Below are 4,910 nucleotides of genomic sequence, written 5' to 3' on the forward strand. Positions count from 1 at the left end.
CGCCCCGGCAGCGGCGCCGCCTGCAGCCACGTGCCGTCGGGCTGCCGCGCCGCACGCACGGCGTCGACGGCGTCGGCGAGCCGAGGCTCGCGCGACGTGCCCTCGAAGAGCGCCACGTCGCGGAAGTGGTCGAGTGCCGCGAGCGCGCTGTAGCGGTGGCGGTTCGGGTATACGAACCGCGTGACGAAGTCGCCGACGACCTCGCCGGTCGAGGCGCGGTACATCAGGCGGCGTGACAGCAGGTACTCCTCGCCGCCGTGGCGGGCGTCGCGCATGCTCGTATCGCCGGTGATCCGCTCGTACGCGAGCATGCCGCGCACCGCGTTGAGCGTCGAGTGGAACGACGACCGCACCGAGTCGCCCTCTTCGGCCTCGCAGTTCCAGCCGCCGTCGGCGAGCCGGTGCGCGGGGAACCACTCGACCAACCGGGAGACGTCCGCGCCGAGCCACGCGCCGGTCGCGAGCGTGTAGGAGTTTATGCAGACGTCGACCTCACCGCCCCAGTACGGCAGGTCTTCGTACTCCCATCGGCTGTGGCGGGCGAGCTTCTCGGCGGTGCCGTCGAGGGCGCCGGCGTCGAGGCCCCACTCGCGGAGGTCCTTCAGCACCCACGTCGTCGCCGTCCAGGGCTGACCCGGCTCGTCTGCCTCCGGGCTGCCGAAGAACTCCGCCGGAAAGAAGGCACCGCCGGCCCATTGGCCGTCATCGTCCTGCTTCGACAGCAGGGCGGCCCCGAACCCCTCGGTCGCGACGAGGGCGCGAGTCGCCTGCCATGTCTCGCGCGGCGCGGCCGCGAGGTCGCGCTCGACCTGCCATCTCAGCGCGGGGTCGGAGTCGAGCAGCCAGTCGAGCAGACGCCGGTCCATGGTCATGTCTGCACAGTAGCGGCCGGCACCGACGCAGGAGACGGCGTACCCGTGCCACAAGCCCCGGGCGCGCGCAACCCCCGCGCGTCGAGCAGCCGAACGCTGTTCACTGGACGCATCCGGCAGCGGACAGAACGACGAGAAGGAGCCCGACATGGACCGCACGACCACGCCGCAGGAACGGGCCAAGCGCCCCCGCTCGATCGTCGCGGGGCCCTACGGACACCCGTTCCACCCGATCCTCGTGACGATCCCGATCGGCACGTGGGTCGCCAGTTTCATCTTCGACATCATCGCGATGACCGCCGACGACCCCGAGCCGTACATCATGGCGTCGAACATCCTGATCCTGATCGGCCTCATCGGCGCCGTCCTGGCCGCGGCCGTCGGCTTGCTCGACCTCTCCACGCTCGAACGGGGGACGGCGGCGCGCAAGACGGCGCTCATCCACATGACGCTGAACTTCGCCGTCGTGGTGCTGTTCTTCATCAGCCTGCTGGTGCGGTGGGCGCAGGGCGACGAGGACGTCAGCGTCGTCGGGTTCATCCTGAGCATCGTCGCGCTCGCGCTGCTCGGCGCCTCCGGGTGGCTCGGCGGCAAGCTCGCGTATCACTACGGCGTGCGCGTCGCCGATGAGAGGACTCAGGCCGAGGGCTTCCGCTGAGCCGCCCGTGCACCGAGCACCGCGAGGACCGCGAGGACCGCGCCGGCGATAGCGCCTCCCGCTCGCACCGGCCAGGAGCGCCATCGCCCCGTCGTTCCGCCGGCGTGTGCGGGTGGCGCGAACACGGTGCCGTCGGTTGCCGGCTCGCCCGACCCGCGCAGTTCGACCGTGCGCTTGAGCGTTCCGGTCAGCCAGTCGTGGATTCCCGGCGCGAACCGCTGCACGAGGATCGCGGCGCGCTGGCTCTGCCCGACATGGGTCGCGAAACGACGGCGGTGCGGCGCCGCCGCGATCGCTCGGGCGACACGCTCGGGAGAGCTGACCGGCGGCAGCGGGTGAACCCGCCGGCCGGTGACGTTGGCCGCGTTCTGGTAGATCGGCGTGTCGATGGTCGACGGCAGCACGATGCGGATCCGGATGCCGCGCTCGCGGCGCAGCTCCTGGCGCAGCACGATCGCGAAGCCCAGCAGGCCGAACTTGCTCGTGACGTACGGCGAGACCAGCGGAGAGCCGACGCGCGAGTAGAGAGAACCGACCATCACGAGAGTGCCGCTGCGCTGCCGCCGGAATTGGGGCAGCGCGGCGCGCGCCGCGTGCACCTGTCCCATGAGGTTGGTCTCGACCACCTGCCGGAAGATGTCGGGCGGCAGGTCTTCGAAGCCCCCGTACGCGAAGACGCCGGCAGCGGTGACCCAGACGTCGATGCGGCCGAATTCGCGTACCGCCCGCTCTGCGAGCGCGCGGACAGCCGCCTCGTCCCGGACGTCGGTCGGCACCGCGATCGCCTCGGCGCCCGCCGCGCGGCACTCGGCGACGACCTCTTCGAGCGCAGTGCTGCTGCGTGAGGCGAGCACGAGTCGCGCTCCCTCGGAGGCGTACCGCCGCGCCGTCGCCCGTCCGATCCCGCTCGAAGCCCCGGCGATCACCACGACCGACCCGGGCCGCCGGGCGGCGACCCTCCTCGCTCGAGTCCCGTTCGTCCTCATCGCGACCTCATCCGTCTTCACGACCCGGGACGTGCAGTTCGCCGGGGTCGACGTCGACGTCGCCGGTGTCGTCAGGACCGCCCGTGCCCGGGACGGCACGCACGTCGTCGGGGTCGATGTCGGCGTCCACCGTGTCGGGCACGGCGTTCCGCTGCTTCTCCTGCGTCTCGGTCTCGCTCGCCGGGCTGTAGCTCGTGTCCTTGCGCAGGGACTCCCGCTCGGAGAGCCCGGTGGGTGCGGGCGGCGTCTCATCGGTCTCGCCCGCGGCGAAGCGCATCTTGTCATCGGCATTCATGCGCTCGACCGTACGGCGCGGCTGCGCGCCACCTCACCCCCTTGACAGACGTGCCCCGGGTGACGCCGTGCGGCGGTCAGAGCCGATCGGCGGGGTGCGACGACGCATCCACGGTCTCGGCGGCGACCATGACCTCGCGGACTTCGCCGTCACGACGCGTCGTCGCGGCGAAACCCCACAGGAAGACGAAGCCCGCGACCGGCAGCAGGATGTCGGTGTAGAGGACGCTGCCCGCGTTGCCCTGCGCCTGGTTGCCGGCGGTGAGGAGCTGGTAGATGTGACCGCCGGCGGCGCCCCACAGGAAGATCGCGGGGCCGAGGAGCGCCGCGAGCTTGACCATCCATCCCTGCCGGCGCGGGAACGCGAGAAAGCCGACGGCTGCGAACCCGAGACTCGCGAAGGCCACCTCGAGCTGGAACGGGCTCTGGTTCCACCCGATGATCTCGGCGGTGAAGTCGCCGAACACGCTGTGCATCACGAAGTTGTAGAGGTAGCTGACGCCCACCGACAGCAGGAGGAAGTGGTCGAGCAGCCGGCCCCAGACGACGGATGCCGTGAGCAGGCCGTGGCGCCGTGCCCGCAGCATCCCGATCCCGGCGGTGAGCAGGCCGAGTACGAGGAGGGTGACGGTGAAGTTCGAGAGGAGGAGGATGGTGAGGTCGGTGACGGCTGCTTCCATGTGATCTCCCAGGCCGGGCCGCGAGTCGGCGGCGGGTTGCCGCGAATGCACTGTAGCGGCCGGGAGCGCCGAAACGACGACGACTCAGCCGCGCGGCGAGAGGTCGGGCAGCGCCGAGGTGCCGAACTCGTTGCGCAGGGCGCTCAGTGCGGCGAACCAGCCGGCGAGCCCGTGCACACCCGGGCCTGGCGATGCCGACGCCGACGCCAGGTAGACCCCGGGCATGGGCGTGCGCCAGGGATCGGGGCTCAGCACAGGCCGGCGCACGAGCTGGCGGAGGATCGGTGCCCCGGCCGCGATGTCGCCGCCGGGGTAGTTGGGGTTGTGCCGCTCCACCTCGACCGCGGTGCGCGAGTTCGTGGCGAGGATCGTGTCTCGGAAGCCCGGGGCGAACCGCTCGATCTGCGCGATGACCGCCTCCTCGCGGTCGGCGAGGCTCCCGGACGGGACGTGCGTGTACGTCCACAGCGTGTGGTGGCCCTCGGGCGCCCGTCCCGAATCGAAGAGCGACTGCTGCCCGACGAGCACGTACGGGTGGTCGGGCAGCCGGCCGCGATTGACGTCGTTCTCGGCAGCGGCCATCTCGGCACGCGTCCCGCCGACGTGGACCGTTCCCGCCCGCCGTACCTCCGGGTGGGTCCACGGCACCGGCTCGCTGAGCGCGAAGTCGACCTTCGCGACACCGCCGCCGTAGCGGAAGCCTTCCAGTGCCCGGCGGTAGGGCCGCGGCATCCGTTCGCCCGCGAGGCGGACGAGCGCGCGCGGCGTGACGTCGAGGAGCGTGGCGCGAGCCGACGGCAGCTCGTCGATCGAGGCGATCTCACGCCCGAGCACGACCTCGCCGCCGTGCGCGCGCAGGTCGTCGACCATCGCGTCGACGATCGCCTGGCTGCCCCCGATCGGGATGGGCCAGCCTCGGGCGTGCGCATACGTGCCGAGTGAGAGGCCGGCGCCCGCCGCCGCGACGCTCGGCTGCGACAGGATCGTGTGCGCCGCGACCCCCGTCAGCATCGCGGGAGCGGCGTCCTCCCGGAACCTCGCGTTCCACACCGGAGTCCCCTGCTCGAGCGACCGCAGTCCGAACACCGCCGCCGCGATCGGGTCGCGCGGCACCCGCAGCAGCGACGACCCGGTGAACTCGGCGATGGCGGTGGCGCGCTCGACGAGCGGGCGCATCAGCCGCTCGTACGCGCGCCCGTCGACCCCGAGGCCGTCGCGCGTGCGCTCGAGGTCGCGATACGCGATGCCGGCGCGCCCGCCGTCGAGCGGCTGCGCGAACGACACCTCCGGCACCGCGAACTCGACCCGGTCGCGCAGGCCGAACTCGCGGAAGAAGCGCGACTCGAACGCCAGCGGATGAACCGCCGAGCACACGTCGTGGAGGAACCCCGGCAACGTCAGCATCTTGGTCGCCGCGCCG

General features: G+C 72.0%; 6 protein-coding genes. 1 reads left to right on the top strand and 5 read right to left on the bottom strand.

Going from position 1 to position 4,910, the window contains the following annotated elements; genetic code table 11:
* The coding region (locus EIO58_RS12485) for a squalene cyclase (protein WP_127819813.1) at positions 1-872 on the bottom strand (872 nt) is incomplete at its 3' end.
* 148 nt (positions 873-1,020) lie between these two features.
* Between EIO58_RS12485 and EIO58_RS12490 the strand changes: the two genes are divergently transcribed.
* Positions 1,021-1,530 (top strand): DUF2231 domain-containing protein, encoded by a 510-nt coding sequence (locus EIO58_RS12490; protein ID WP_127819814.1) that lies wholly within the window; start codon positions 1,021-1,023, stop codon positions 1,528-1,530.
* Here EIO58_RS12490 and EIO58_RS12495 read toward each other — a convergent pair.
* The 4 genes from EIO58_RS12495 to EIO58_RS12510 all read right to left on the bottom strand — a co-directional run.
* Complete coding sequence (locus tag EIO58_RS12495; RefSeq protein WP_205789252.1) at positions 1,509-2,516, bottom strand: SDR family NAD(P)-dependent oxidoreductase; 1,008 nt, start codon at positions 2,514-2,516, stop codon at positions 1,509-1,511. The two genes, EIO58_RS12490 and EIO58_RS12495, sit on opposite strands and share 22 nt — an antisense overlap.
* A 7-nt stretch (positions 2,517-2,523) precedes the next feature.
* On the bottom strand, positions 2,524-2,811 hold the full coding sequence (locus EIO58_RS12500; protein WP_205789253.1) for a hypothetical protein: 288 nt from the start codon (positions 2,809-2,811) through the stop codon (positions 2,524-2,526).
* 76 nt (positions 2,812-2,887) lie between these two features.
* On the bottom strand, positions 2,888-3,490 hold the full coding sequence (locus EIO58_RS12505; RefSeq protein WP_205789254.1) for a DUF6790 family protein: 603 nt from the start codon (positions 3,488-3,490) through the stop codon (positions 2,888-2,890).
* An 84-nt stretch (positions 3,491-3,574) separates the two neighbouring features.
* A partial coding sequence (locus tag EIO58_RS12510; RefSeq protein ID WP_164861676.1) for a phytoene desaturase family protein occupies positions 3,575-4,910 on the bottom strand: 1,336 nt, incomplete at its 5' end.

Origin of the sequence: Microbacterium sp. CPCC 204701, assembly GCF_004010105.1 — a bacterium.
Lineage (GTDB): Bacteria > Actinomycetota > Actinomycetes > Actinomycetales > Microbacteriaceae > Microbacterium.

Excerpts from the sequence above, each read along its gene's own strand:
- EIO58_RS12490 (WP_127819814.1), top strand. The coding sequence starts at position 1,021 with ATGGACCGCACGACCACGCCGCAGGAACGGGCCAAGCGCCCCCGCTCG.
- EIO58_RS12495 (WP_205789252.1), bottom strand. The coding sequence starts at position 2,516 with ATGAGGACGAACGGGACTCGAGCGAGGAGGGTCGCCGCCCGGCGGCCC.
- EIO58_RS12500 (WP_205789253.1), bottom strand. The coding sequence starts at position 2,811 with ATGAATGCCGATGACAAGATGCGCTTCGCCGCGGGCGAGACCGATGAG.
- EIO58_RS12505 (WP_205789254.1), bottom strand. The coding sequence starts at position 3,490 with ATGGAAGCAGCCGTCACCGACCTCACCATCCTCCTCCTCTCGAACTTC.